Annotated in this window: 27 protein-coding genes and 1 pseudogene; 12 read left to right on the top strand and 16 right to left on the bottom strand. The window is 60.2% G+C overall.

Annotated elements, in window-relative coordinates; translation table 11 throughout:
• Positions 1–522: 522 nt before the first annotated feature.
• Both rplA and rplK read right to left on the bottom strand, forming a co-directional pair.
• Positions 523–1,212, bottom strand: coding sequence for a 50S ribosomal protein L1 (gene rplA, locus EKM88_RS08535; protein WP_125705193.1), 690 nt, complete (start codon positions 1,210–1,212; stop codon positions 523–525).
• Between the two features lie 90 nt (positions 1,213–1,302).
• Positions 1,303–1,728, bottom strand: coding sequence for a 50S ribosomal protein L11 (rplK, locus tag EKM88_RS08530; RefSeq protein WP_125705191.1), 426 nt, complete (start codon positions 1,726–1,728; stop codon positions 1,303–1,305).
• A gap of 177 nt (positions 1,729–1,905) precedes the next feature.
• Here rplK and EKM88_RS08525 point away from each other — a divergent pair, with 177 nt between their 5' ends.
• Positions 1,906–3,156, top strand: a complete 1,251-nt coding sequence (locus EKM88_RS08525; RefSeq protein ID WP_125705188.1) for an MFS transporter — start codon at positions 1,906–1,908, stop codon at positions 3,154–3,156.
• Between the two features lie 101 nt (positions 3,157–3,257).
• Here EKM88_RS08525 and nusG read toward each other — a convergent pair whose 3' ends face one another.
• The 7 genes from nusG to pplA all read right to left on the bottom strand — a co-directional run bounded on the left by nusG (position 3,258) and on the right by pplA (position 8,449).
• Positions 3,258–3,806, bottom strand: coding sequence for a transcription termination/antitermination protein NusG (gene nusG, locus EKM88_RS08520; protein WP_125705180.1), 549 nt, complete (start codon positions 3,804–3,806; stop codon positions 3,258–3,260).
• A 106-nt stretch (positions 3,807–3,912) separates the two neighbouring features.
• Entirely contained in the window at positions 3,913–4,083 is a 171-nt protein-coding gene (gene secE, locus EKM88_RS08515; RefSeq protein ID WP_125705177.1) for a preprotein translocase subunit SecE, read from the bottom strand.
• A 12-nt stretch (positions 4,084–4,095) separates the two neighbouring features.
• The gene (gene rpmG / locus EKM88_RS08510; protein WP_125705175.1) at positions 4,096–4,245 is read right to left on the bottom strand and encodes a 50S ribosomal protein L33; all 150 of its coding nucleotides are present in this window, start codon (positions 4,243–4,245) and stop codon (positions 4,096–4,098) included.
• 41 nt (positions 4,246–4,286) lie between these two features.
• Positions 4,287–5,258 carry a UbiA family prenyltransferase gene (locus EKM88_RS08505; protein WP_125705173.1) on the bottom strand — a complete coding sequence of 324 codons (972 nt, stop codon included), beginning with the start codon at positions 5,256–5,258 and terminating at the stop codon, positions 4,287–4,289.
• Between the two features lie 11 nt (positions 5,259–5,269).
• Positions 5,270–6,214 (bottom strand): 1,4-dihydroxy-2-naphthoate polyprenyltransferase, encoded by a 945-nt coding sequence (gene menA, locus EKM88_RS08500; protein WP_125705171.1) that lies wholly within the window; start codon positions 6,212–6,214, stop codon positions 5,270–5,272.
• 8 nt (positions 6,215–6,222) lie between these two features.
• Positions 6,223–7,308 carry an FAD:protein FMN transferase gene (locus tag EKM88_RS08495; RefSeq protein WP_125705169.1) on the bottom strand — a complete coding sequence of 362 codons (1,086 nt, stop codon included), beginning with the start codon at positions 7,306–7,308 and terminating at the stop codon, positions 6,223–6,225.
• Positions 7,309–7,513: 205 nt separating this feature from the next.
• Positions 7,514–8,449, bottom strand: coding sequence for an extracellular electron transfer flavoprotein PplA (gene pplA, locus EKM88_RS08490; RefSeq protein ID WP_125705168.1), 936 nt, complete (start codon positions 8,447–8,449; stop codon positions 7,514–7,516).
• Positions 8,450–8,748: 299 nt separating this feature from the next.
• Here pplA and EKM88_RS08485 point away from each other — a divergent pair, with 299 nt between their 5' ends.
• The 6 genes from EKM88_RS08485 (at position 8,749) to EKM88_RS08460 (ending at position 14,060) form a co-directional block, all read left to right on the top strand.
• The gene (locus EKM88_RS08485) at positions 8,749–10,647 is read left to right on the top strand and encodes an NAD(P)/FAD-dependent oxidoreductase (RefSeq protein ID WP_125705166.1); all 1,899 of its coding nucleotides are present in this window, start codon (positions 8,749–8,751) and stop codon (positions 10,645–10,647) included.
• A gap of 663 nt (positions 10,648–11,310) precedes the next feature.
• A complete protein-coding gene (locus EKM88_RS08480; protein WP_125705164.1) occupies positions 11,311–11,730 on the top strand; it encodes a NusG domain II-containing protein in 420 nt (139 codons plus the stop codon).
• Positions 11,727–12,275 (top strand): Gx transporter family protein, encoded by a 549-nt coding sequence (locus EKM88_RS08475; RefSeq protein WP_125705162.1) that lies wholly within the window; start codon positions 11,727–11,729, stop codon positions 12,273–12,275. Before EKM88_RS08480 ends, EKM88_RS08475 begins: the two co-directional genes overlap by 4 nt.
• A 23-nt stretch (positions 12,276–12,298) precedes the next feature.
• Entirely contained in the window at positions 12,299–13,276 is a 978-nt protein-coding gene (locus EKM88_RS08470; RefSeq protein ID WP_125705160.1) for a polyprenyl synthetase family protein, read from the top strand.
• Positions 13,277–13,402: 126 nt separating this feature from the next.
• Positions 13,403–13,606 carry a helix-turn-helix transcriptional regulator gene (locus EKM88_RS08465; protein WP_125705158.1) on the top strand — a complete coding sequence of 68 codons (204 nt, stop codon included), beginning with the start codon at positions 13,403–13,405 and terminating at the stop codon, positions 13,604–13,606.
• A 4-nt stretch (positions 13,607–13,610) separates the two neighbouring features.
• Positions 13,611–14,060 carry a hypothetical protein gene (locus EKM88_RS08460; protein WP_125705156.1) on the top strand — a complete coding sequence of 150 codons (450 nt, stop codon included), beginning with the start codon at positions 13,611–13,613 and terminating at the stop codon, positions 14,058–14,060.
• A 75-nt stretch (positions 14,061–14,135) separates the two neighbouring features.
• On the opposite strand, the gene EKM88_RS08455 is transcribed toward EKM88_RS08460, so the two are convergent.
• A complete protein-coding gene (locus EKM88_RS08455) occupies positions 14,136–14,681 on the bottom strand; it encodes a sigma factor (protein WP_125705154.1) in 546 nt (181 codons plus the stop codon).
• A 217-nt stretch (positions 14,682–14,898) separates the two neighbouring features.
• Between EKM88_RS08455 and EKM88_RS08450 the strand changes: the two genes are divergently transcribed.
• Genes EKM88_RS08450 through EKM88_RS08430 form a run of 5 tightly spaced genes read left to right on the top strand, consistent with a single transcriptional unit; the run spans position 14,899 to position 20,083 of the window.
• Complete coding sequence (locus tag EKM88_RS08450) at positions 14,899–15,708, top strand: ABC transporter permease subunit (protein WP_125705152.1); 810 nt, start codon at positions 14,899–14,901, stop codon at positions 15,706–15,708.
• Complete coding sequence (locus EKM88_RS08445; protein ID WP_125705150.1) at positions 15,708–16,415, top strand: ABC transporter ATP-binding protein; 708 nt, start codon at positions 15,708–15,710, stop codon at positions 16,413–16,415. The genes EKM88_RS08450 and EKM88_RS08445 overlap by 1 nt, the downstream gene beginning before the upstream one ends.
• A gap of 57 nt (positions 16,416–16,472) precedes the next feature.
• Entirely contained in the window at positions 16,473–17,636 is a 1,164-nt protein-coding gene (locus tag EKM88_RS08440) for an acyltransferase family protein (protein ID WP_404819970.1), read from the top strand.
• The gene (locus EKM88_RS08435) at positions 17,593–19,134 is read left to right on the top strand and encodes an AMP-binding protein (protein WP_125705146.1); all 1,542 of its coding nucleotides are present in this window, start codon (positions 17,593–17,595) and stop codon (positions 19,132–19,134) included. The genes EKM88_RS08440 and EKM88_RS08435 overlap by 44 nt, the downstream gene beginning before the upstream one ends.
• Complete coding sequence (locus tag EKM88_RS08430) at positions 19,124–20,083, top strand: aliphatic sulfonate ABC transporter substrate-binding protein (RefSeq protein ID WP_125705144.1); 960 nt, start codon at positions 19,124–19,126, stop codon at positions 20,081–20,083. Before EKM88_RS08435 ends, EKM88_RS08430 begins: the two co-directional genes overlap by 11 nt.
• A gap of 45 nt (positions 20,084–20,128) precedes the next feature.
• On the opposite strand, the pseudogene EKM88_RS08425 reads toward EKM88_RS08430, so the two are convergent.
• From EKM88_RS08425 to EKM88_RS08400, 6 genes and pseudogenes are all read right to left on the bottom strand, one after another.
• Positions 20,129–20,667, bottom strand: a pseudogene (locus EKM88_RS08425) (NYN domain-containing protein); the annotation flags it as partial.
• Position 20,668: 1 nt separating this feature from the next.
• The gene (gene rlmB / locus EKM88_RS08420; protein WP_125705140.1) at positions 20,669–21,535 is read right to left on the bottom strand and encodes a 23S rRNA (guanosine(2251)-2'-O)-methyltransferase RlmB; all 867 of its coding nucleotides are present in this window, start codon (positions 21,533–21,535) and stop codon (positions 20,669–20,671) included.
• Positions 21,522–21,932, bottom strand: coding sequence for a Mini-ribonuclease 3 (locus tag EKM88_RS08415; protein ID WP_125705138.1), 411 nt, complete (start codon positions 21,930–21,932; stop codon positions 21,522–21,524). Before EKM88_RS08415 ends, rlmB begins: the two co-directional genes overlap by 14 nt.
• Positions 21,925–23,331, bottom strand: a complete 1,407-nt coding sequence (gene cysS, locus EKM88_RS08410) for a cysteine--tRNA ligase (RefSeq protein ID WP_125705136.1) — start codon at positions 23,329–23,331, stop codon at positions 21,925–21,927. The genes EKM88_RS08415 and cysS overlap by 8 nt, the downstream gene beginning before the upstream one ends.
• A gap of 248 nt (positions 23,332–23,579) precedes the next feature.
• Positions 23,580–25,343: a DNA helicase RecQ gene (recQ, locus tag EKM88_RS08405; protein WP_125705134.1), complete on the bottom strand. Its 1,764-nt coding sequence runs from the start codon at positions 25,341–25,343 to the stop codon at positions 23,580–23,582.
• 57 nt (positions 25,344–25,400) lie between these two features.
• A complete protein-coding gene (locus EKM88_RS08400) occupies positions 25,401–26,684 on the bottom strand; it encodes an APC family permease (protein ID WP_125705132.1) in 1,284 nt (427 codons plus the stop codon).
• Positions 26,685–26,705: the final 21 nt, after the last annotated feature.

Genomic DNA, 26,705 nt, shown 5'->3' with positions numbered 1-26,705 from the left:
AACGTTCGCGGCCAGCCGACCAATTGCCTGCCAAATTTTTTCAGTCGGCGGTATTTGAGATGGGGTGGTCGCGCCCCGTGGCGCAACGCGGAAGCAACTTGCGCCGCTCACTAGGAGCCGGGTACGCCTCAAACGCCTGCCACGGGCTTTGAACCGTGTGTTCTCGGCCACTGACGCTTCGCCTCGCGCCTAAGTGCGGATCCAAGCGGTCCCCCAGGTCTTCTAATTGTGTCTTATTGGCGACAGACTTTCTGCCTTGCTTCCGTTCGGCTTCGCCTCGCTCCGCAGCAGGCCATGCTTCCGTTCGGCCTTGCCGAACTCCGCAGCAGGGCGTGCTTACTGCTTTCCGGTCTTCGTCGAGCGCCGTGGCGCAACGCGGAAGCGGCTAGCTACGCCTAAGCACTCGGGCCAAGGAAAGGCCCAAGCGCTTGTGCTAGGCTACCCGTTCCGCTAAGCCCGCGCCACTTCGCTCTGGGGTTAAAAAAAAGCAACCCCGAAAGGTTGCTTTCTTGCGTATCTGATTTAGAATGCCGTTGCATCCGTCTTGACGCCAGGCCCGAAGGTCGAGGTCACGGTCAGGCTCTTGATGTACTGACCCTTAGCAGATGCTGGGCGTGCCTTCAAGATCACTTCGTTGAGGGTCTTGAAGTTTTCGATCAGCTTGGCATCGTCGAAGGATACCTTACCGATCGGAGCGTGCACGATCCCGGCCTTGTCGGCACGGTAAGCGACCTGCCCAGCCTTGATGTCGTTGACCGCCTTGGTCACATCCATCGTCACGGTACCGGTCTTCGGGTTAGGCATCAAGCCTTTTGGCCCGAGGACACGGCCCAAACGACCAACCTTGGCCATCATTGGTGGCGTTGCGACCGCAACGTCAAAGTCCAACCAGCCGTCCTGGATCTTTTGAACCAGGTCGTCGCCGCCAACAACGTCGGCGCCGGCTTCTTCTGCCTGCTTGGCCTGTGGGCCTTCAGCGAAGACAATGACCCGGCTCGTCTTACCAGTCCCGTTAGGCAGCACAACGGCGCCACGGATCTGCTGATCAGCCTGCTTCACGTCAATGTTCAGGTTGTAAGCCACTTCAACGGTTGCATCGAACTTCGCGAAGTCGATCTGCTTAACCAGCGCAACCGCTTCTTCAGGGGTGTACGTCTTGGTTGCATCAACTTGCTTTGCTGCTTCGAGATACTTCTTTGCTTTCTTAGCCATTCTGGAATTTTCCTCCTTGCAAATGTGGTCAGCGGGCCGCAGCCCTTCCACTTGATTCATTCAGCTTTCGCTGATGATCCGGACTGGCACTTAGCCTTCGACGGTAAAGCCCATCGAACGTGCAGTCCCTTCAACCATGCGCATAGCAGCTTCAACGTCTGCCGCGTTAAGGTCTTGCATCTTCGTCTCAGCGATCTGACGAACTTGATCCTTGGTCACAGTTGCAACCTTCTTCGTGTTCGGTTCGCCTGAGCCGTGTTCAACGCCAGCGGCCTTCTTCAGCAAAACGGCAGCCGGTGGGGTCTTGGTCACGAAGTCGAATGAACGATCTTCGTACACAGTGATCACAACAGGGATGATCATGCCGGCCTGGTCTGCAGTCCGTGCATTGAAGTCCTTGGTGAAGCCCATGATGTTGATCCCGGCCTGCCCAAGAGCAGGACCTACCGGAGGAGCTGGAGTTGCCTTCCCCGCAGGGATCTGGAGTTTAACGATGTTTGCTACTTTTTTAGCCACGAAACATAACCTCCTTAAGTCCGTGATGTGGTGATGATGGCCAAGCGAATTTTGGCCTCCCACTGTATGTGTAAACATACTGGTCTAAATTAGCATGAATCCTGGGGAAAAGCAAGCGCGAATCGCCTGGGGTATGCTATTCTGAAAGCCCAATCTATAGAAATCCGAGGTTCGCCTATGCCGACTCTGTTGCCATCTCACTGGCGCCGCAACTTCAATTTGTTCCTCGCCGGTCAATTCCTGTCCGGCATCACCAGCCTGGTCGTGCAGTACGCCATCATCTGGTATCTGACCAAGCAGACGGGCAGCGCGACCATTCTCAGCGCGGCCACCCTTTTGGGCATGCTGCCCACGGTGCTGCTGTCACCCTTTGTGGGGCCGATCATCGACCGCGTCAACAAAAAAGCGCTGCTGATCATCACCGACGCGATCGTGGCCGCTTTTGCGCTGCTACTTTCGATCGCGGGCACCTTGGCCGCCACCTTTCCGCTGTGGTTGGTGTTCATCTCACTGTTCATGCGGGCGCTGGCGCAGACCTTTCAGCAGCCGACGATTCAATCGCTGGTGCCGACCATGGTGCCGGAAGCCGAGCTGACCCGCGTCAACGGGCAACTCGGTATGGTGCAGTCCGCCAACTTCATCGTCGCCCCGGCGCTTGGTGCCTTCCTGTTCAGCATCGTGCCGATGAATGCGCTGATCCTGCTTGATGTGCTCGGTGCCATTTTGGGCACCGCCATGCTGTTGATGGTCACGATTCCCAAAACGGCAGCCATCGGGGAGGCCGTGCACTTCCTCGCCGACGCACGTTTCGGGCTTCAGCTGTTGCGCGGCCGCCGTGGGCTTTGGCGCATCACGCTGATCGGCGCGCTGTTCACCCTGCTTTTCATGCCCGCCGCTAGCCTTTACCCGCTGATGACCATCGATTACTTCCACGGTACCGTGGGGCAGGCTGGGCTCATCGAGGTCATCTACTCCGTTGGCATGTTGGGCGGTGGGGTGATCATCGGGACCTTGGGCAAATGGCGGGATCGCATGCGGCCAGTGTTGCTCGCCTACCTCGTGATCGGCGTCACCATCGGAATCAGTGGGCTGCTGCCGGGAGATCAAACCGGCTTCTGGTGGTTTGTCGGCCTCAACGCCTTGGCCGGGCTCGCCACTCCGTTCTTCAACACGCTGTTGATGGCGATGATCCAGCAGAGTTTTGCCCCCGCCCACCTCGGGCGTGTGCTCGGCATCACGAATGCGCTGATGAGCATCACCGGTCCGGTCGGGCTGATTTTTGCCGGTCCACTCGCCGATGCCATCGGAGTGGCCAACCTCTTCGTGATCGCCGGCGTGGGGACGCTACTGTGCGGCCTGCTTAACTGGCTGATCCCCAGCGCACGCCAGTATGACCAGACCCTGCAGGCCGAGACCCCCGATGCGTAACTGACGCTGACCGTCTGACCCGCGGTGACGCGGCGATCGCCCAACCGCAAAACAGCGCCTCGCAAAAAAATGCGAGGCGCTGTTTCAGTTGGGCCGTGTGCTTACAGCTGCTTGTCCACCTGGTCGAAGTCGAGCTCGGCGTTCACTTCACGCTCGAACATCATCATGGAAACCTTCAGCTTGGACTTCTCCTTGTCGACCGCGGTGACTTTCCCTTCCTGACCGGCAAAGGCGCCGTCCACGATGGTGACCGGTTCGCCTACCGCGAAATCGAGGTTGGTCTGACGCGTGCTCATGCCAAGGCTGTGCAGAATGTTGGCTACTTCCCCTGGCAGCAGTGGGCTTGGCTTGCTCCCGGCCCCGTGGCTGCCGACAAAGCCGGTCACCCCAGGCGTGTTCCGGACAACGAACCAGGATTCATCGGTCATCACCATTTCGACAAGCACGTAGCCAGGGAATGTTTTCTCCATCTTCGTCTTGGCCTTGCCGTTTTTGACTTCCTGTTCCTCTTCTTCTGGGACGATCACCCGGAAGATGTAGTCATCCATGCCCATGGACGTGGCACGGGACTCGAGGTTTGTCTTGACTTTGTTTTCGTACCCCGAGTAGGTGTGCAACACGTACCAAAGTTTTTCTGCTGATTCGACCATCATTAAGCTCCTTTTTTTGAGTAAATAAAAAACCCAGCCACACGGCGTGGCGGGTTTTCTTTCTTTGTCTGACCCCAGTATACGCAACCCGGGCCCAAATTTCAAATTAAAAGATGAACGCTTTAAGCAACATCACAATGACCCAGTCGGCCAAGGCGAAGTACGCCGCGAACAAGATGGAGGTGATGATCACCGTTGAGGTGTCGCGCCGCGTCTCCGCTGCGGTCGGCCAGGTGACCAGTTTCATCTCTTGAATGACGCTCTTGATGAACTTCATAGTGGACCCTCCTTACTTGGTTTCGCGGTGCTCAGTCACGCGCTTGCAGTATTTACAGAATTTATTTAAGGTCAGCCGCTCAGTTCGGCGCGGATTCTCGGGTACGAAGTAATTCCGGCGGCCACACACGGAGCAGGCCAACGCTACTTTTTTGACAGACATGATCGGCCTCCAGTCATCTTATAAGATTACCAAAAGTCCCGTCAAATCGCAAGCAATCCCAGCACGATCAGCACCACGACTTCGGCGCCGAACGTCTTGAGCATCGTGTCGATCGCAGTGCCGAACGTCTCGCGCTTGCTCTGCTTGGCCAAAAAGCGTTTGGTGTTGCGCCAAGCCAGCGGCCACAGCGCCAGCACCACCAGCATCGGCCATGGCAGGTACCGCAGCAGCACCGCCAGCACGATGGCGCCGTAAGCAGCAGCCGGCAACCACGGGTAAACCTTGAGTGCCCGTGGCTTGCCGAGATAGTAAGGCAGCGTGAAGCGCTGGTTGCGCAAGTCTTGGTCGAGGTCGCAGATGTTATCCGCAAACATCGTCGCCGCATCGAAGCAGACGATTGGCAGCGCCACAATGAACAGCTGCCAGACCAGTGCGACATCCACACTGAACGTGAACTGGCGACCGATCAGCGCCAGCGTGACCGGGTGTGGCACCACGTTGACGAACACCGCGATGAAGATCGTGCCAAAGCCCTCGCACAACCCGGCGAGGACCTCCCCGCTAGGCACGCGCGACAGCGGCACCGGCCCATAGGTGTAGAAAATCGCCACGAAGATGGCTGCGCCACCGATCAACAGCAGACTGAGATCCGTGCGCCACACCAAAATCACGCCGCTCAGGCACGCGATCAGCAGAAACGTCAGCATCAGTGCCAAAATGCGGCGTGGGTCGAGGTGCTCGCGGCCGATAATGTTTTGGGTCGCACGGTAATGGTCGTCTTTGGCCTTATAGAAGTCCTGCACGTTATTGAACCCGGTGACGAACAGCGCGATGCTCATCTGGCCTACGAAGTACACCAGCGTGTTGCCCCAGTTCAACTGATGAAACGTCAGCCACGCGTAGGCACACCCGAACAAGAACGGGAGCAGGCTCGCCAGCTTGGCCGGCAGGCGGATCAATTCAATGAACAGCGGCCAGGTCAACGGCTTGGTGGTGCGATTCGCTTCTGTCATCATGCGCCTCCTTACCGCTTCACGAGCAGGCTCAGCGCCAGCCCGATAATGAGCCCACCATTTTCAAGCATCAGGTTGCGCAGCGCCATCGGAAACGTGCGCGCCTTGTCCTGCCGGTGGGCGAACCGATTGGCGTTGCGCGCCACCAGTGGCAGTGCCAGCAGGGTCACCAGCACTGGCCAGGTCAAAGCGCCCAGCAGCACCGCCCCCACCACGGCCACGTAGCCGCTGTACGTCAACGTTTGCCACAGCCGCACGCCGCCGCCCTGACCCAGGTACATCGGCAAGGTCATCCGGTGGTTGGCGGTGTCCTGCGCGATGTCTGACAGGTTGTTAGCCAGCATCACGTTGGCGATCGTCGCCATCGGGGTCACGCACACCAAGAACAGCGCGATCAGGCTCACAAAGTCCCCGTGCAGCGCCACCACCGGCCACGTCACGGTCAGCCCCAGCAAGTCGTTGGGCGCCACATTGATGAACACCGCGATGAACGGAATGCCCAGCCCCATGGTGACCCCGGAGAACACCTCCCCCAGCGGCAGGCGAGACAGCGGCAACGGCCCGAAGGTGTAAAAGATGCCGATGACAAAGCACGCAGCACCGATCAACAGCAGCAGCCAGTCCGTGCGCCACACCAGCACTAGCCCCAGCACCGTTGCCGCCCCCAGCATTCCCAGGATCAGTGCCGTCACCTGCCCCACCGCCAGGTGACGGCGGCCGATCACGTTGGTTTCGCGCTGGTAAGTCGCGTCCTTGGCCTTTTGGTAATCCATCAGGTTGTTGATGGCGGTCGTGGTCATGTCGAACAGCAGCATCGCCACGAAGAACAGTGCCGTGTTCACCCCATCCAACCGGCCGAAGTACGCGAACGCAAACAGCACCCCGACCAAAAAGGGCAGGATGCTGGCAAGCTTAGTGCGCGCCTCCACTAACTCCATAAAAGCTGAGACAGACATGTTTCCTCCTATTGTTGTGGCAGCGTCGCCAGCGTGTAGCCGGACTTTTTCAGTAGCTTGAACTGCCCCTTCAGGCCGCTGGACAGGTACACCTGCTTATCCTTCGTGATGAAAATCGCCTCGGTGTCCGGCTGCTTTTCAATGAAGGCCATGCCGGCTTCCAGTCCCTTGTCAAACGTGGCCGTGGACAGCGCATCCCCGTTCACGCTTTGCTTGGTGATGATCGACACCCCCATCAGATTGTTCTCGAACGGGTAGCCGGTCTTCGGGTTCATCAGGTGCATGTACAGCTTACCATCCACCTCGAGGTAACGCTCGTAGATGCCACTGGTGACGATGGTCTTGTTGCTGGCCGGCAGCGTCCCGATCGACGTGCCCCGCGCCTTCTTCGGGTCCTGAATGCCGACCGTCCAGTCCTTGTCGCCGCCCTTGGGACTGTGCCCCAGCACGTAGATGTTGCCGCCCAGATCCAGGATCGCAGTGGTCACACCGTTGGCCTTCATCACCTGTGTCGCCTTATCCGTGATGTAGCCCTTGGCGATTCCGCCGAGGTCGATGGCCATCCCCTTTTTCTTCAAAAAGACGGTACGCTTGGCGGCGTTGAGCACCACGTCCTTATAGTTGACCAGTGGCAGCGCGGCGTCGATTTCAGCCTGCGACGGCTTGCGTGCATCGTCAAAGCCGATGTGCCACATGCTCGTGATCGGGCCAATGGCCAGGTCAAACGCCCCGTCAGACCGTTGGCTCCAGGACTTCGCGTACTGAATCAAGTCGAACACATCCTGGTCGACCTTGACCGCCTTGACCCCGGCCTGCTGGTTGACCGCATCCACCTGCGAGCCCTTCTGGTTCACCGTGATAGCGTCAGCCAGCTCACTGATACGGTCGAACGCCTTGGCCATCACCGCCTTTTTGCCCTGATCATAGATTCGTAGCGTCACCACCGTGCCCATCAGAAACTTCGTATCCTGATAAGGCGTGGCCAACAGTGTGGGCGTCTTCTCCTGCTTGGCAGGTTGGGCCTGATTCGCGCACCCGCCCAGCGGTACCGTCAGTGCGACCGCGGTGATGAGTCCGATCAACCATTTCTTCATGCGTTCTCTCTCCTACGCCCCGCCACCGGCAGGGCTTTGCTTGATAGTTTGGGCCGAGCGCGCAGGTTTTTGCGCCCCAGCCAAGGCGACAGTCGCTGCCGCACAATCGTTTTTAGTATAACGAGTTGCGCAAGCCGCGCCAAGTCGAGGGGAAAAAAAGAAGCCGAGCGCATCGGCTCAGCCTCTTTCGTGCACCCAGCTCTAATTATTCACCGTAGACCAGGTTGTCGACTTCGATCTTGGTTTGGTTGCCCGCTTGTGCTGCATTGATCAGCTGTTCCGCGTACAGGACGAACGCGTTGGAAGAACTCGTGGCACCGGAAACCGCGTCAACCTTTTCAACTTCTTGGTTCTTGACCAGGGAGTCGTTCAGGGCCTTCGTGTATTCCTTCGGGCCAACCTTGTTGACATCCTTCATCTTCTTTTCGTAGTCTTCATCCTGGGTCTTGGACTTGCCGTCGGCGTTCACGTTGTCGTAATTGCTTTCGGTGATCTTGCCCCCTGCAACGGTGATGGAGAAGACGGTGTGGTAGCCGTGGGAGTCGTTCTTTTCAGCCAGACTGTAGGTACCGTCCTGCAGCTTTGCCGTGTTGGCGATCTTGATGGTGTCGGTCTTGCCCGCCTGAGCGGCCTGAACCAGCTGCTGCAGATAGTTCTTGAAGGTCAGACTGGAGCCAGTCGCACCGGAAACCACATCAATAGCGCCGACGTTGCTGCCGTTCTTCTTCAGGGCGTCACGCAGTGCTGGGATGTATTCCTTCGGCCCAATGCCACTGACCTTCTTCATGCTCTTTTCGTAGGCGGCGTCTTCCGTCTTGCTCTTGCCGTCCGCGTTGATGTAATCATAGGTCGAGTCCGCGATCTTGCCGTCCTTGACGGTGATGGACATCTTCACCTTGTAACCGTTGCTGTAGTCCAGCTCTTCGAGGTTGTAAGTGCCGTCTTGCAGCGCGCCACCGGCAGTCTGCTTCGCCGCAGTTTCTGTCGTCTTGGTGCTTGAAGAAGACTTCTTCACCACTTTGGAGCTACTTGCCTTGCTGCTGGAGTCTTTGCTACTGTTGTCGGCGTTACCGCACGCAGCCAAAGTCAAAGCAGAAAGGGCGATCAGTGAGACGCTTGTCAGTGTCTTTGCCAGTTTCATATCCGAATACCCCTTTTTGATTAAATATTTTTGATTCTTTGTGTTACATTTCACACAAATCAAGTGTAATCAGACCATGTGCAAAAATCAACAAGTAAACTGAAATTATGAGCGCTTTCTCATTTTTTTGGCAGCGCTTACGGGTATCGGTTCAGCCCTATCACGGCGCTGTTAACGCTATCCTCAGAAAAACGCTACCAGAATTCGTGAAGAGATGGACAATTCCTGTGCATTAAATGTATAATCGGTGTTGCAATTAGCCAATCCGCTGGCATTATTCACACTAAGGAGTGTTATTCATGGCGCAAAAAAATATCGTTATCGTCGGCGCCGGTTTCGCAGGCGTTTACGCAACGAAACGGTTAGCCAAGCATTTTAAACGCGACAAGGACGTCACTATCACCTTGATCGATCGCCATTCTTACTTCACCTACATGACCGAACTGCATGAAGTTGCGGCCGACCGTGTGCCTGAAGACGCTATCCAGTACGACTTGCAACGGCTCTTCTGCCGGCGCAAGAACGTCAAGCTCGTGACCGACACCGTCACGACAATCGATCGGGCCAACAAGCTGGTCAAGACGAAGCACGGCGCTTACCCATACGACTACGTGATGCTGGGCATCGGATCCGAGCCTAACGACTTCGGCACCCCAGGCGTCAAGGAGCACGGCTTCACGCTTGGCTCTTGGGAGCACGCCGTTCAGCTGAAGGAACACATCAAGGATGTCGTTCGGCGCGGTGCCATTGAGCACGACCCGGCCAAGCGCAAGGCACTTTTGTCCATCGTCGTGGTCGGCTCCGGCTTCACCGGCACCGAAACCATCGGTGAGTTGCGCGACTGGCGCGACACCTTAGCGAAGGAAAGCAAGTTGGACCCAGAGGAAATCAGCTTTGCGCTGATGGAAATGGCGCCAACTATCATGAACATGCTGGACCGCAGCGATGCAGACAAGGCGGAGCGTTACCTGCTCAAGCGCGGCGTGAAGGTCATGAAGAACACCGGCGTGGTCGGCGTACACGATGACCACGTTGACCTGAAAGACGGCTCGACCTACCCAACGGCGACCCTGATTTGGACCGCTGGAGTCAAGGCCACGGACCAGGCCAAGAACTTCGGGCTGACGCAGGCGCATGCCGGCCGCATCGTCGTTGATGAAACGATGGCGTCCAAGGATGACAAGAACATCTACGTTGTCGGGGACGTTTCCTTCTTTGACGGCCACAGCGACCGTGGCGAACCGCAAATCGTGCAAGGGGCCGAAGCGAGCGCCCACACCGCCCTGGTCAACATCGAAAACGCGATGGCGGGCAAGCCCGCCGATGTCGCCTACAAAGCCTCCTACTCCGGCTTCATGGTCAGCCTGGGCTCCAAGTACGGCGTTGCGAACATCATGGGCTGGTTGCACCTGTCCGGTTTCTTCGCCATGTTGATGAAGCACTTGGTCAACATGCTTTACTTCCTGCAAAACTACTCCGGCTACTACTTCTTCCAGTACATGATGCACGAGTTCTTCCGCACCCGAAACGACCGTAACATCATGCGCGGACACATTTCCCGCCAAGGCAACGTCCTGTGGACCCTGCCGGCTCGCCTCTACCTCGGGGCCATGTGGCTGGTCGATGTCTCTCACAAGATTTCCGGGGACGCGTCCTGGTTCCTGCCAAAGCTGCGGTTGCCGTTCGACTGGTTGATGCCAGCCGCCACGAGTGGTGCCAGTGCCGCCGGGGCCGACGCGACAAGTGCGGCATCCGGTGCCGCGGAAACCACCACGACAGCCGCCAAGGCCGTCTTCTCCCTGTCGTATGAATATGGCAAAGAGCCGATGATGGTTTTTGACAAAATGCCATCTTGGATGTACAGCATCACCAAGGCCATGATCCCGAACCAAGACGTTGCCTTCTTCATGCAACGGACGATGACGGTCGTTGAACTGCTGATCGGCCTCGCGCTGGTCGCCGGTCTGTTCACCTTCGTCTGCGGCGGGGTCTCCGCAATGTTCACGATGATCTTCTGCTTGAGCGGGATGTTCTACTGGACCAACATGTGGATGATTCCCGTTGCGATCGCCGTAATGAACGGCTCCGGTCGGGCATTCGGCCTCGACAAGTGGGTCGTGCCTTACTTGCAAAAGACCTTCGGCAAGTGGTGGTACGGCACACCAAAGGCCTTGTACGACAGCGACGTGGTCAAATAAAGCGCGTTGTCTGGCTTAGGGTTCTGGGGTAGACTGGCCCCAGGACCTTTTTGTTTTCCGCAGTGAAACACCCGCGAAAAACTGTATGATTTTGCGCTGAACCGCCGAAGCGGCTAGCGATGCTCAAGCACTCGCGCCTAAGTGCGGGCGCAAGCGGTCTGTGGGGACTACTCACGAAGGATGCGGTGCTTCGGGGGTTTCTGCCTTGCTTACTGCTTTCCGGTCTTCGTCGAGCGGCGCAAAGCAACGCAGGTGCATCTAGCTACGCGATACCACTCGCGCCTAAGTACGGGCGCAAGCGGTCTGTGGGGACTACTCACGAAGGATGCGGTGCTTCGGGGGGGTCTGCCTTGCTTACTGCTTTCCGGTCTTCGTCGAGCGGCGCAAAGCAACGCAGGTGCATCTAGCTACGCGATGTCACTCGCGCCTAAGTACGGGCGCAAGCGGGCAGTGTGGACTTCTCACTAAGGATGCGTTGCTTCGAAGGGTTCTGCCTTGCTTACTGCTTTGCGGGCTTCGTCGAGCGGCGTGGCGCATGAGGGTGCGGTCTAAGCCATCCTGCCACTCGCGCCTAAGTACGGGCGCAAGCGTCAGGCTGTCTTACCCCAACCCTCATAACCGCGCCACGCCGCTCTGGTTTAAAACACGAAAGGAAGTGACAGGATGTCGCGCTATCTCAAAATGATTCGCCCGTTTGATGTGATTATTGTCGTGGCGCTGATGATCCTGTCTTTTCTGCCGTATGTGCTGTTCGCCCGGGCCGAGGCGCGCGCCAACGCCACTGCGGAGACGCGGGTGCTCACCGCAGTGGTCACGCATGACGGCCAGGAGGTCTACCGCATCAAACTGACCGGGCACCACGGCACGACCACGTTTCGCTATAACGACGGGCACGATGAGAATATGATCGTGACAACCGGCAGCAAGATCGCCATCACGGAAGCCAACTGCGGAGATCAGGTGTGTGTGCGCAAGGGTCAGATCGACAAGCCCGGCGACACCATCGTCTGCCTGCCCCACAAGCTCCTGATCGAGATCAAGTCCTCCAAGGGCGACACCACAGGCGGGATGGTGGCAGAATGACCAAACCCTACCGGCCCGAGCGCACCCGTCAGATCATTTTCATCGCGCTGCTGTGCGCGCAAGGAGTCATCATCGGCCTCTTAGAGCGCATGATCCCGTTTCCCTTCGCCTTTGCCCCTGGTGCCAAGCTGGGGCTGGCGAACCTGATCACCATCGTGTCGCTATTCACCATGTCCGCCTCCGACAGCTTCCTGCTGATGCTGCTGCGGCTACTGCTGACCACACTGCTGGGCGGTACCTTGTCCACCTTTCTGTACAGCGGCGCGGGCGCGATCCTCAGCTGGGCCGGGATGCTGGTCATCAAGCAGCTCGGTGAAAAGCGCGTCAGCATGATCGGGATCAGTGCCGCCGGCGGCATTTTGCACAACGTCGGCCAGCTGCTGGTCGCAAGCTGGATCGCCCAAAGCTGGACGGTCATGCTGTACCTGCCCATCCTGTCCTCCATGGGGATCTTGGCCGGCATCGCCGTGGGCATTGCGGCCAACTTCCTTTTCACCCACATCGACACCCTGCGCCGACTGCGCTTTGACCGTCGGCACCCCTGACGCATTCAAAAAGGAGTCTCACTATGCAGATCCATCCCATGTGGACCGACTATCCCGCCCTTGCCCCAGAGCTTGACGAGACGCTCGCGCTCATCGCGACCAACATTCATCCGAATAACCAGCCTGTCGCAGACGCCTTGCTCGCCATGATCAACGCCGGGGGAAAGCTGTTACGCCCCGCGTACTGCCTGCTGTTTTCGCAGTTCAAACCGGTGGACCGCAAGAAAATGATCGCCTTAGCGGCGGCGGTCGAGTCCCTGCACACCGCCACGCTGGTGCACGATGATATTATCGACAAATCCGCCACCCGGCGCGGTTTGCCGACCATCAGCGCGCAGTTCGGCCAAGACGTCGCGGTGTACGCCGGGGACTACCTGTTCGTCGTCTGCTTCAAGCTGATCGCGCATTGGGCGTCCGACTTGCGCTCGGTGCAACAGGACAGTGCCAGCATGGAACGCATTTTGAACGGCGAGCTGGCACAGATGGGCCGCCGCTACAACGTCAAGATGACCATTGACGATTACCTCAACCAGGTGTCGGGCAAAACCGGCCAGCTCTTCGCCCTCGCCTGCTTCCTCGGCGCGTACGAAAGTGGCAACACCGGTCGGTTCGCTAAGGCGGCTGAACACACCGGCATGGCGGTCGGGATCGCCTTTCAGTTGCTGGATGATATTCTGGATTACACGGGGACGCTCGATTCCATCGGCAAACCAGTGCACGAAGACATCCGCCAAGGCGTCTACTCCGCCCCACTGATCCTCGCGATGATCGACCACCGCGCCGCGTTTGCCCCGTACCTCCAAAAACAAGCGGCGATGACGGATGCGGACATTGCCGCCGTCCTGCAGCTGGTCGCCGACTACAACGGCGTCGGCCAAGCTCGCCAGCTCGCGGCCCGCTACACCGACAAAGCGCTCGCCGGGATGGCAAAGCTGCCGGCCGGAACACCCAAGGACACCCTGATTCGCCTGACCCAACAACTGCTGACGCGCGAAAGCTGAGGCATGCAGACCTGTCCCCACTGCAGGGACAGGTCTTTTTTACGTTCAGGTGTAAATAGTTCTTTACATTGCCGTTCAACCTGCTATACTGCAAGTGTAAAGAGTGCTTAACACAGGAGGCGACTTATGGGACTCGTCACGAATCACCTGCGGGAAATTCGGCAGGCTAAGGGCATCACCCAAGTTCAGATGGCGGCAGACCTGAACATCACGCGGCAAACCATCATCGCCGTCGAGAAGGGGAAGTACAACCCCAGCCTCGAACTCGCCCTCAAACTGATTGCCTATCTAAACGTGGATATCCACGCCCTATTCGAATTGGAGGATTGAGCAGATGACCCCTAAACGCAACCCCTTGACCCCGCAACAACTGAAACAACTCATCCGAATCGGTGCGATCGTCTGGCTTGTGGCCGGTCTCCTGCTCGCCTGCCTTGCCTTGCCGCTATGGGCCGATCAGCCGACCAGCCTCGCAGGCTTCCTCGAGCTCTTCGGCGGCTGGCTTGCAGGCGGCGCCGGCGCCGGTGTCATCGTGCTCGGCTGGCGCTGGCTGCTGCGCCGCAAGAACGGCACCCTGCCCAGCATCGATGAGCGAAGCGTTCACCTGCTCGGCAACTTCCTGCTCATCGCCCTGACGACCTTGTTCGTCGCCTGCTGCGCGGCGGTGTTAGTCCTGCTGGCCATGGGCATCCAAGCCGTCGCCACCACCACGCTGTTGATGGTCCTGTTTGGGGTCATCATCCTGCTGGGGCTGAGCCTGGCCGGGTTCTTTCTCAGCCTCTAAGCCATTACGCCAAGTCAAAGAGCCACCGCCACCCCTGATCGATCATCAGGGGTGGCGGTGGCTCTTTTGGTCGTCTCAATCTGCGCTCAGCTGGTCGAGGTAGGCCAGGTATTTATGCTGCACGCGCGCCATCGCCCGCTGCTGCACCGCTGACTGATGGTCGATCAGGCCCGTGAGGTGAGCCTGGAGGGTGGCCAGCTCCAGCGGCGATAGCGTGCTAAAGAACCGGTCGGCCTCCATGACAAAAATCATTTCTCGCTCTCGCTCGGCGTGCGACAGGCTGTACGCCAAACTATCCACGCGCGGGTCGGCCACCAGCATCGCGGTGGTGTCGATGCGCCGCTTCTGGGCCATCTGGCGACGCACCAACGAGCGGTAATGGGATGTCAGCACGAGCCGGTAGTACGGGCCGAACTTGGAGCCACGGCTTCCATCGAAACGTCCCACCGTTTTGAGCATGGCGATGCGTGCCTCCTGAAGCCAGTCATCGCGCTCGAAGCCCACGAGGTAAAACTGCTTGATGACGCTTCCGACTAGGGGCAGGTACTGGTGAAACAACTGCTCAAACGCCCCCGACTCAGCCATTGCCGCGCGGATCAGCGCGAGCTCCGCCTCGTTCATGCCCCCCACCCCCGTGCGTGCGCCCCAAGAAAGTGGCCTCATCGTATCAGCCGCGGTCAGGGGGCCGGCAACGAACAGGTGTTACCGTGCCCCCGGCCAACAATGAAATCGGTTTCCTGTTGCGGTTATTTTTTAATCAGTCTTTAGTCTGATTTTGTTCACATTTTAATCAAAAATAGCGTGCATAATTAGCCCATTACAGATTGGAGATGACAACATGGACCACGCGACCACTTTAACCACGCCGCCAGTGACCCGGCCAAAGTTCAGTTGGCGGCGCGCACTGCCTTGGCTGATCCCCGGGTTCCTGATTGTGTTGTGGCAAGTCGCGGCAAGCGCGGGCTGGGTCGACACGCAGTTGATTCCGTCGCCCTTGGCGGTGTTGCAGGACGGGGTGACCCTCTGGCAAAGCGGCGAGTTGCCCAAGAACATCAGTATTTCCCTATTTCGCGCCACCACCGGCTTTGTGCTTGGGGGCAGCGTGGGGTTCGTTTTGGGAATGCTGAACGGGTTGTCCAAGACGGCCCGCGCACTGCTTGACACCTCGATTCAGATGCTCCGCAACATCCCGCACTTATCCTTGATCCCGCTGGTGATCATTCTGCTGGGGATCGGCGAAACCGCCAAGATCTCCCTGGTCACCATTGGGGTGATGTTCCCCATTTACATCAACACCTACCACGGCATCACGAGCATCGACCCCGAACTGTTGGAAATGGGCCGGGCGTACGGCCTTTCCAAGCGCGCCCTGCTGACGAAGATCATTTTCCCCGGCGCGCTGCCGACCATTCTCGTCGGGGTCCGCTACGCCCTCGGGGTGATGTGGACCACGCTGATCGTCGCCGAAACGATTTCCTCCAATTCCGGCATCGGCTACATGGCCACCAACGCCCAGGAGTTCATGAACATGGACACGGTGCTGTTATGTATCGTCATCTACGCGCTACTGGGCAAGCTGTCCGACCTGATCGCCAAGGCGCTTGAGAACCTATGCCTCGCCTGGCAGCAAGAAAGGAGCGCGAGCTAATGCCTTCCCCACTCGTTGAATTCTCTCGCATCGGCAAGGTCTACGGTCCCACCGTGGCCTTGCACGACGTCAACTTCAGTCTCTACCCCGGTGAGTTCATCGCCTTGGTCGGCATGAGCGGCGGCGGCAAAAGCACGATCCTGCGCTTGATGGCGCAGCTGGAGCAGCCGACCAGCGGCGCCATCACCTACGCGCAACCTGGCCTGGTCACCCGCGTGATGTTTCAAAACGACCGGCTGCTGCCGTGGATGACAACGCTGCAAAACGTCTCCTTCAACAGCCATGATAAGGCGCAGCAGGCCAAGGCCGAACAGGCACTGGCCGCGGTCGGCCTGCGGGATTTTGCCAACACGTTTCCGAACCAGCTTTCCGGTGGGCAAAAGCAGCGCCTGGCGCTTGCCCGCGCGATGATGGCGGAACCGCAGCTGCTGTTGTTGGACGAGCCGCTCGGGGCGCTGGACGCCCTGACGCGCCGCAACATGCAGCAGTTCATCAGCGACTTTTGCGCCAAGGCCCACCTGACCACGTTGCTCATCACCCATGACGTGGACGAGGCGGCGCGCATGGCCGACCGCGTGCTGGTCGTGAAGTCCGGCACCAACGTCTACGAGGCGGCCGGTGCAAAGGGCCAAAACGCGGAAGCCGTGGCGCGCGTCGCCGCCGAAGTGCTGGACGTGATCCTAGCGCCCACCACGGCAGTGTCATAGGAGGACAGACCGATCACAACTCAAGCGAAAAAACCGTACCTGCACGAGGTCGACCTGATGCGGGTCTTCTTCATTTTCGGGGTGCTGCTCAACCACACCACCACCGCCTTTTCCCAGACTATGACCGGTGCAACCGCCTGGCCGCACATGACGCTGTTAGCCACGCACCTTTTGATCCACTTCACCCGCATGGGCTTCATGTTCATGACCGGGCTGGTGTTGACGCTGAACTACTATGACCGCAACGACTGGCCGACCTTTTTCAAGAAGCGCTTCGCGGGGTCCGGCTGGCCTTACGTGCTGTGGAACTTCATCCTCTTGACCATAGCCTGCATCATCAGCGCCCCGGGCTTCTCCTGGGCAACGTTTGGGCCCACCTACCTGAAGTCGCTACTGCACGGGGATCAATTTTACATGTACTACATTCTGGTCACGCTCCAGCTGTACGTGCTGTTTCCGCTGTTGGTGCGGCTGTTCAAAACGGCTAAGCGGCATCTGCTGGTGCTAGGCGTCAGCTTCGCGATTCAGCTGGCGATCGTCGCCTTCATCAAGTACGCGCTGCCCGGCATCGACCGCAGCAACTGGCTGTGGTGGTTCCGCGCTTACGGTGTGAACGTCTTCACCTACCAGTTCTACTTCATCTTCGGCAGCTTCACCGCGCTGCACTACCAAGCCGTCATCGCCTTTTTGAACCGCCACGTCCGCGCTTTGGCGAGCTGGACCGCGGCCATGAGCATCGGCACCGTGTTCTTTTACTTCTGGAACCGCAACGCGCTGGGGCTCACGCACACCGCCGCGGTGTCACCGCACCAGCCTTACATGGCCGTGTATGACACGCTGATGATCTGCTTCATCTTCTGGATCGGCCTGCAGTATTCGGCCTGGCGTGACCACGGTATTCCCACCAAGATGGAATGGTTCATCCGCAACGGCGCCAAGGTGTCCTTTGGGATCTACCTCGACCAGACCATTGGCCTGACGCTACTGCGCTACGGCCTGAGCTTTACCCACCTGCCGGACTGGGCGCTGTTGGTCCTGATCCCGGTCGGCTACGCCTCCGTCGTTGCCGTTTCGTTTGCCATCGCGTGGTTCTGCTACAAGGTCGCCCCGTTTGGCCTGCTGATCGGCCGGCCGCAATGGCACCTCTTGAAGAAAAATCGGAAAGGAGCGCGCCCACATGACCGCACTCAATCAGCACCTCTTGCAACAACTGACAAATAACCCGACCCGCCAGTGGGTCAAGGACATCACGCTGGGCCGCTGGTTCACCGGTGCGACTCTTTTGGCCGACATCGCGACCCTGCAGGCGACCTGGACCGCGGGCAAGGTCGGACGCCACGACACGCTTTTAGTCTGCATCCCCAACGGTGCGGCCCATGTGCCGATCGACCAGGCGGCCTGGGCCGCGGGCATCGCGGTGCACCCGCTGTCCCCCACCACACCAGCCAGCGAGCTGCTGCGCGACCACGCTGAGCACCACTACACGGCCATGATCACCCTGCCGGCGCTGGCCGCAGAACTGGCCAGTCCGGCGCTGCGCGTGGTTCCGATGACGCTCGCGACCGCCGGCGAGCTTGCGGTCGTGTTCGATGAGACGCAGCTGGCCACACGTACAGCGGCCGATCTCAGCGCGCCTGAGGAAGACGACATTGCCCTGATCATGCACACCAGCGGGACAACCGGCAAACCCAAGCGCGTCGGGCTTTCGCAGCGGATCATTTTTAACGCGGCCAAGCACGACGCGGCCAGCAACCAGATGTTCGAAGACACGGTGGCACTGATCACCATGCCGATGTTTCACATCAATGCGCAGGTCATGGTCACCCTGGCGATGCGCGTGGCCGGCGGGCAGCTCGTGATCGCACCGAAGTTCTCCGCCAGCCAGTTCTGGCAGCAAGTGCACGACAACCGCATCACTTGGACCTCTGTGGTGCCGACAATGATCATGATCCTGCTGCTCAACGACGCCGCGAACGCGACCTACGCGCGGCTGGCTGCGGCCATTCACCTCAACTTCGTGCGCTACTCCTCGTTCTCGTTGCCCGAAGACAAGCTGACCGCCTTTCAGGACCGCTACCACACCCATGTCATCGAGGGCTACGGCATGACCGAATCCGCCAGCCAGTGCACGATCAACCCGCTGGATGCACCGAAAATCGGGAGCGCCGGCAAACCATTCGGCACCGATGTCGCGATCCACACCGGCGATGGCCAGTTCACGACTGCCCCCAACGTCACCGGTGAGATCGTCATCCGCGGCGACCACGTCATCGCGAGCTACATGGACCCCCACCCCGACTCGTTTGTCAACGGCTGGTTTTTGACCGGCGACCTCGGGCGCTTCGACGCCGATGGGTACCTCTACATCAAGGGCCGCACCAAGGACATCATCAGCCGCGGCGGTGAAAAAGTGTCCCCGGCCGCCGTTGAAAACGTGCTCAGCGAGCTGCCCTTCATCGCCGAGCTGGCTGTCATCGGCCTGCCCGATCCACTGTACGGTGAAGCGGTCACCGCGGTGATCGTCAGCCGCACCCCGGGCGTCAATGAGGTGGCCGAGCGTGACGCCGTGCTCGCATACGGCCGCGCGCACCTCGCCAAGTTTGAGGCGCCCACGCAGGTCGTGTTCACCCAGTCCTTTCCGCGCAACGCGACCGGCAAAGTGCTCCGGCCCCAGCTGCGCGACCAAGTGCTGGCAGTAGGTGCGAGCCATGGCGCATAAAACTAAGCTTACCCTCCTGCTCACCGCCTTGGTGGCCTGGCTAGCGGTGGCCGCGTACGGCTACACCCAAACCGACGCCGCCGAGTCCACCCTCACCCGCGTGGTCATCGGCTACCAAAAAGCCGATCCCGCCGACATTTCCCGCCAGCGCGGCGAGCTGGTCAAGAAGATGAAGGCTAAGGGCTACAAGGTCGTTTTCAAAGAGTTCCAAGACGGCGCCGCCTTGATGACCGCCCTGAAGTCCGGCAATATCGACTACGCGCGCCTTGGCGACACGCCGCCGGTCGTCAACCAGGCCGCCGGACTTGACCTCGTGTACGTCGCCGCGGGGGCCGACAAGGTCAACGGCACCGAAGTTCTCGTCAAGCAGAATAGCGGCATCAACAAGCTGGCCGACCTGAAAGGCAAGCGCATCGCCTACGCCAAGGGGACCGCTGCCCAGTTCATGATCGTGCAGGCCCTGGCCAAGGCCAACCTGACCGTCAACGACGTCACCTTGGTCAACATGGACCAAAGCGCGGCCAGCGTCGCGTTTGCCAAGGGTAAGGTGGACGCGTGGGTCTCGTGGGACCCCTACACCGCCACCGCTGAGGTGCAGCAAAACGCCAAAGTGCTGACCAATGCGGTCGGCCTCGCCAAGAATCGCGACTTCGTGGTGTCAACGCGCAAGTACGCCACGGCCCACACCGCCGTTTCCACGCTGTTGATCGATTATCTGGCCGATGACATGAGCTGGGCCAACAAGAACCACGCCAAGCTGATCACCATGCTGGCCGACACGCTGCACCTGTCCAAGGCGATCGTGACCAAAACGGTTGAACGCCGCAGCTTCTCGATGAGTCCGGTGACAACCGCCATCGTCGCCGAGCAGCAAAAAATCGCCGACGTCTTCTACGAACAGGGTCTGATCCAAAAGAAGATCCAAGTCAAGGATGCGCTGCTGCAGTAACGCTTCCCAGACGCAAAGAACCGCCCCTACCATCATCAGGGGCGGTTCTTTGTGTCTGGGTCGTGACGTTCAATGTGGCGGCGCATCTTCTCCAGCTGCAACAGCTGATCGGTGCGCCACGGCACGTTGCGGCGGTTCTCCCGCATGATGAACGGGTCGGTGGACTGGGTGAACTCCGAGCGAGAACGCTGGACCTCCCGGAGAAAGTCACGCGAGGAGATCCGCAGGGCCCCACGGGAAAAAACCGTCCACTGCTCGGCCTGATCGGAGGTCACCACGGTCAGCTGCATCAGCGGGCCGTTGAGGTCATTGGCAAGCTTTTCGATGTAGCTGTCAGCCGTCTGGTCCTCTTGGGTGAACACCACCTGCAGGTCCCACTTGTCGTAGCGCTGCCCGATGCCAGGCACGTACATCGCGTCAAACACCACGATGATGTTGGCGTTCTCGTGGCTGCGGTACTCGGCCAGCTCATCCAGCAGGCGGTCGCGCGCCGCATCGAAGTGATCATCAGCTTTGAGCTTGGCCAGCTCGGGCCAGTTCCCGATCACGTTGTAGCCGTCCACGATCAACAGGTGCCGGCGCATCTTAGTGGCCTCCGCGAGCGGTGAAAGCCTGATACATCAGGATACCAGCCGCCACGCTGGCGTTCAGGCTCTGCACATGGCCGACCATCGGGATCGTCAGCGTGGCATCCATCAGCTTGGCGATGCCGGGGCTGATGCCCTTGCCTTCGTTACCGATGACCAGCGCCACGGCGCCCGTGGCATCCCACTGGCGGAAGTCCTGGCCGTCCATCGCGGTGCCGTACACCCACATGCCGCGGTCTTTGAGCTGCTTGATGGTGGCCGCGAGGTTCGTCACGCGGGCCACGGGCACGTGTTCGATGGCGCCGGTGGAGATTTTGGCCACGGTGCTGGTCAGCCCCACGGCGCGGTGCTTGGGGATGATGATGCCGTCAACGCCGACCGCATCCGCGGTGCGCATGATGGAGCCCAGGTTGTGTGGGTCCTCCAGGTTGTCGAGCACCAGGAAAAACGGAGCGTGCCCGGCTGCTTCGGCGCGGGCGAACAGGTCATCCAGCGTCTGGTAGGCGTACGGGGTCATCGCGACCAGCACGCCCTGGTGGTTGCCACCATCGGACAAGAGGTCCAGCTTCGTCTTAGGTACCGTGCTGACCAAGATCTTCGCCTTTTGCGCCTTTTGCACGAGCTCATGGATCGGGTCGGAGTTCAGGCCGGTCTGGACGAACAACTTGTTGATGGTTTGGTTGCTGCCGGCTTTGAGCGCCTCAGCCACGGCATGGCGGCCGAAAACGAACTCGTCTTCGTGGGCCGCATCGGCGGGCCGATCGCGGTACTTATCCGGCGTCGTCTGGGCTTTGGCGCGCGGCTTGCCGCTGCGCGCGGCGCCCTTGGTTGAGTAGGACTTGTGCGGTGCGTTAGGCTTGGCCATGGCCGGTGCCCCCTTTCTCGACATACGCGATACACCACGCAGCCAGTTCATCGATGCGCGCGGTTGCCCCTTGCAGCTTCAAGGCACCGAACAGCGCCTCAAAGCCGGTCGAGGTGCGGTAAGTCACGACGTCGGTGTTCTTGGCGTGCGTGTAGGACTTGGCGTTGCGGCCCCGCTTGAAGGTCGCCCACTCGTCTTCGCTCAGCAGGTCTTCGGCTTCCATGCCGGCGATCAAGGCCGCCTGGGCCTTGGCCGACACGAAGGACTTGGCGGCCTTTTGGAGCATGTTGGGGCGCACCATCCCGCGGTTGAGTAGGTGTTCGCGCACGTACACCTCGTACACGGCATCCCCAAGGTAGGCCAGGGTGACCCCGTTCAGTTGTTTTGCATCAGTCATTTTTTCTCCATCTTGTGCCTTGCGGGGTGTCCTCTAGGACGATCCCGGCTTCTGCCAGCTGATCGCGAATCGCGTCGCTGGTGGCAAAGTCGCGGGCGGCGCGGGCGGCGTTGCGCTTGGCGATCAGCGCCTCAATGTCCGCATCCACCAGCGCTGCCTTGAATTCAATGCCAAAAATCGCGAGCCACGTGGCCTGCCGTTCGAGCAGCGCGGCCACTGTGGCGGCCGCAACGGTCGCCTGGGCCGCGTAAGTATTCATCACCTTGGCCAGCTCGTACAGCACCGCCAGCCCGTTTTGGACGTTAAAATCGTCGTCCATCGCGGTGTCAAAATCGCGCGTCAACGCCGCCACCGTGGCGGCTACCGCCGCGTCACTGCCGGGCTCGGCGTCCGCTTGGCGGTAGCGCAGGTTGTCAAAGGCATGGCGCAACTTCTCCAGGTTGTGCGCCGCGTCATCCAGCGCGCTTGGGGCGTAGCGTAGCGGCTTACGGTACTGCGTGGCCGCCAGCAAAAAGCGCACGGTTTGTGGATCGACCGACTTGACGATGTCGTGCACCGTCACGAAGTTGCCGAGGCTCTTGCTCATTTTCTCATCGTCTTCGCCGATCGTGACGAAGCCGTTGTGCATCCAGTAGTCCACAAAGGTCTGGCCGGTCGCCGCTTCGCTTTGCGCGATCTCGTTTTCGTGGTGCGGGAACTCCAGGTCCTGGCCGCCGCCGTGGATGTCGATCGTGGCGCCCAAAAGCGTCGTCGCCATCACCGAGCACTCGATGTGCCAGCCCGGCCGCCCGGCGCCCCACGGGGAGTCCCATGCGATCTCGCCGGGCTTAGCGCCCTTCCACAGCGCAAAGTCGATCGGGTCTTCCTTACGCGCGGTTTCGGCGTCCGCCGTGTGTTGCGAGGCGCCTTGCTCCAGCTCGTCCAGGTTCTTGTGGGCGAGCTCACCATAGTGGGCAAACCGGCGCGCCCGGTAATAAACGTCACCGTCCGCCGCATAGGCATAGCCGTTGTCGATCAGTGTTTGGATAAAGGCGATGATCTCTGGGATCATTTCGCTGGCGCGCGGGTTCGTCGTGGCCGGCAGAATGTTCAGCGCCGCGGTGTCTTGCATATAGGCATCGATGAAGCGCTGAGCTAAGGCCAGTGGCGCCTCACCGGTGGCGTGGGCGGCGTTGATGATCTTATCGTCTACGTCCGTAAAGTTCGACACGTAGTTCACCTTGTAGCCGCGGTAAAGCAGGTAGCGGCGAATGGTGTCAAACGCCACCGCCGAGCGCGCGTTGCCGATATGAATGTAGTTGTAAACCGTGGGACCACAGACATACATGTGGACCTCACCCGGCGTCAGCGGGTGAAACGCCTCTTTCGTGCGCGTCAGGGTGTTATAGATTTCTAGCATTCGCAAGTGTCCTTTCGCAAAGTCTCATCCGTATCATACCCGAAAAGCCCGGCCGGTGAAAGACGCGCGGCCCCAGGGTGTTCTTTAAATTCCCGGACTCCGGTCCAGCCAGTGCCACTTCCAGCTCCAGCGACACTGGCCGAACCTCCGTCCTCAAATTAGAAACATCTCAGATATCCGAAAAATGGTCGTGTTCGCGAACCAGGAACGACCAAAATATGTGCTACGCTGACAGTTTAAAACGCACCCTAATCCGCCGCTTGCGCCAGCGCATCTAAGAAGACGGCGCCGTACTTGTCGAACTTCGCCTGCCCGATGCCCTTGACGGTCAGCATCTCGGCCTCGGTGGTCGGCATCATTGCGCACAGGTCGCGCAGCGTCTGGTCGGAGAAAATCACGTAAGGCGGCACGCCCTGTTTCTCCGCCAGCTCCCGCCGCAGCGCGCGCAACGCTTGGAACAGGTCTGAGTCGACCGGCTGCGTGCGGGTGGCCGCGGCTGCCTGCTTGCGCGCCACCGTTTCCTGGCCGCGTAGCACCGCCGCCCCCAGCGCCGTCACATGCAGCGTGGGATACTGCCCCCCGATCGCCTCGAGGTAGCCGCCCGCCGTCAAAAAGTCGATGAAGCCGGTGATCGTTTTCTTCGTCATCTGCCGCAGCAGGCCGTACGTGGACAGCTCATCAAAGTGTAGCTCAAGCACCCGCTTGGTCTTGGCGCCGGCCAACACATCGGCGATCAGACTCTTGCCGAAGCGCTCATGCATGCGGTAAACGCACGACAGCACTTTCTGCGCGTCCGTTGTCACATCCACGCTCGCCCGCTCGTCCAAGCAGTTGGAGCAGCGGCCACAGGGATCGCTGACCTGGCCAAAGTAGCGCAGGATGAACTGCTGGAGACAATCGCCAGTGTTCGCGTACTGGTTCATCACCTGAAGCTTCTGGTACTCGCCGGCGCGGTAGTCGTCATCGCCCTCGCTTTGGTCGATGAAGAAGCGCCGGATCTGCAAGTCGGCCGGCGCAAACAGCAGGATCGCCTCGGACGGCAACCCGTCGCGCCCCGCGCGCCCGGCCTCCTGGTAGTAAGACTCCAAGTCCCCTGGCACCTGTGCGTGAATGACAAAGCGCACGTTCGACTTATCGATGCCCATCCCAAACGCGTTAGTTGCCACCATCACCGGCGTACGGTCGTACAGGAAGTCCTCCTGATTGGCCGTGCGCGCCTGCTCGGCCATCCCCGCGTGGTACTTCGTCACTGCGATGTCGCGACGGCTCAGCAGCATCGCCAGCCGGTCCACTTCCTTGCGCGTGGCGCAGTAGATGATCCCGCTGGCGTCCGCGTTCAGCTTCAGGTAGTCGAGCAGGTAGGCGTCTTTGTCTTGGTCTTTGACCACCTTGAAGCTCAGGTTGGGCCGGGCAAAACCGGTGTTGATGCGGCCCGCTTCGGGGATCGCCAAGCGCGCGGAAATGTCTTCCGCCACTCGCGTCGTCGCCGTGGCCGTCAGCGCCACCACCGTCGGATGCGAGGGCAGGTCGGCCGCGACCTGTGTCAGGGCCAGATAGCTCGGACGAAAATCATGCCCCCACTGCGAGATACAGTGCGCCTCGTCCACCGCTAGCACGCTGACGTCCAGCCGCCCCAACGCGGCCTGGAACTCCGGCATCGCCAGCCGTTCCGGCGCCACATACAGCAGCTTCACCGCACCGGCCGCCGCATCCGCCAGCCGCGCATCCGCCTCCGGGTAGCTCAGCGTCGAGTTGATGAACGTCGCCGGAATGCCGTTTTCGTTCAGCGCATCGACCTGGTCCTTCATCAGCGCGATCAGCGGCGAGACCACCACGGTCAACCCCGGCATCAGCATCGCCGGGATCTGGTAGCACAGCGACTTGCCGCCCCCGGTGGGCATGATCACCAGCGTGTTGGCGCCCGCCAGCACCCGTGCAATGGCCTGGTCCTGTCCCGGACGAAACGCATCGTAGCCGAATTTTTCCTTCAATAATGCCAGTGCCGTGTCCATTGGTCTGCTCCCCCATTCGTATCTATCTATTCTACGCGTCCGCCCCCTGTCTGTAAATTACGGCGTCGCGCGCCGGTCCAGCCAAAACACCAGGCCGCCGACCGCCGCGGTGCCCAGGCCGATCGCCCATGTCAGCCAGGCAAAACTCGTCATCAGATACGCGATCAGCCCCAGCGCCACCAGCGCGATGCCCCAACTCGCGGGCAGGTGCATTCCTGCTGGCAGAGCCGGCGCGCGGCGCAGCTTGAGCATCGCCAGGATCGTCGCGATATACTGCACAAACGAGCTCAGCACGATCAGTTTGACCAAAAACAGGTAGCTCCCACTGAGCACCAGCCCCGCCGCCAACGCCATCGTGGTCAGAATCGCCACAGCCGGCGCCCCGAAGCGATTCGTGCGGCCGAACACCGCCGGCAGCAGGTGCTTCTCCGTGGCCAAAGCCGCCATCCCCACCGGTGTGTCAAACGACACCGCAATCGCGACCCCGAGGATGGACACCAGCATCCCCACCAGGATCGCCACGCGCCCGGCGTTGCCCAGCACCTTGGCCAGGGCCGCTGCCACCGGCAGCGCCGCCCCGGCCAGCGCGCCGCCCAAGAGTGCCATTGTCACCAGCTGCACAACGGCGTACACGGCCGTGACCGCCACCATCACGATGAGCAACGCGCGCGGCAGCGTCTTTTCCGGATCACGCATGGCCTTGGCCGCCACCGGCAAAAACGAGAAGCCGGTGAACATATAAAACGCCGTGGCGAATGCGCCGGTGAAGGTACCGTCTGCCCCAGATGGCGTCGGCCACGCAACCGCGCCGCGGGTCAGCACCGCCCAGCCGCCGAGGCCGATGAACGCGGCCAGCAACACCACCTTGGCCGCACTGGCCCCATTATCAAGCCATTCCGTCGCGCCGGGGCCGAACCAGTTGACCGCCGTCAAGGCGCCGATGATGCTCAGCGCAATGACGGCGTACACCCACCGCGTGTGCACCGCCGGCCAGAGCCCGCCGAGCGCGGTCAAAAACGCGGCCAGCTCCGCGGCGATCGTGATGACGCCGAGAAACCACCCGAACCAGCCGGTCATGAATCCTGCCAGCGGCCCAAACGCGCGGTCGGCGTAGGCCCACGCCCCACCGTCATCATCGATCCGCGAGGCCATCACTGCGTAGCACAGCGCGATCAGGGTGGTCGCTGCACCGGCGCCAACGATCGCCCACACGCTGGCGCGCCCCGCCTCCTTGAACAGCGTTCCCGGCAACAGGAAGATCCCCGAGCCGATGATGCCGTTGATACCCAGCAGCAACACGCTGCCGAAGCTCATCTCTTTTACCGCCTTCACCTTTCGCATCGCGCTCAACCCCAGTCCTTT

The sequence above is a fragment of the Lacticaseibacillus daqingensis genome, from assembly GCF_003946115.1.
Taxonomy (GTDB): Bacteria; Bacillota; Bacilli; order Lactobacillales; family Lactobacillaceae; genus Lacticaseibacillus; species Lacticaseibacillus daqingensis.
This window is presented reverse-complemented; position numbering and strand designations above follow the sequence as displayed.